Raw genomic sequence first — 404 nt, 5'->3', positions numbered from 1 at the left:
AAGGTGAAAGTCTCGATTGAGTGCCATTTATTCTCATCCAGCTGCCTGATGAGAGTGATGGTTTCTCCATTTGGCAGACTGATGATGACGTCGTTGTGGATTCGAGAGAGCACAACATCATCTGCGTTGACGTCAGTGAATGTCAGGGTGTCGGTGCGGGTGCTGAAGGCGTTGTAATCGGTGATCGAATAGGAGCCGTCCCCTAGCGTATGCACGTAGTTCTCGCCGTTTTCGGTGCCGATCACGGTACCGCCAGCCTTCATGTCAGCGACCATGCGATCGCGCAGCTCATCCTGGTTCAGTGTTGTGCCGTCCGCAAAGGTGACGAACTCGATGGAACTCCACTTGTTTTCGTCGAGTTGATTCACAAGTGTAACCTGCTCGCCATTCGACAGTGCGATCAT

General features: G+C 52.5%; 1 protein-coding gene. It reads right to left on the bottom strand.

The window, feature by feature from the left end; translation table 11 throughout:
- The coding region (locus tag QMP16_RS23540) for a calcium-binding protein (protein WP_282154390.1) at positions 1-404 on the bottom strand (404 nt) is incomplete at both ends.

Origin of the sequence: Ruegeria atlantica (genome assembly GCF_947495585.1) — a bacterium.
GTDB lineage: Bacteria > Pseudomonadota > Alphaproteobacteria > Rhodobacterales > Rhodobacteraceae > Ruegeria > Ruegeria atlantica_G.
The sequence above is the reverse complement of the archived record's forward strand: the minus strand, read 5'-3'. Positions and strand labels throughout refer to the sequence as shown.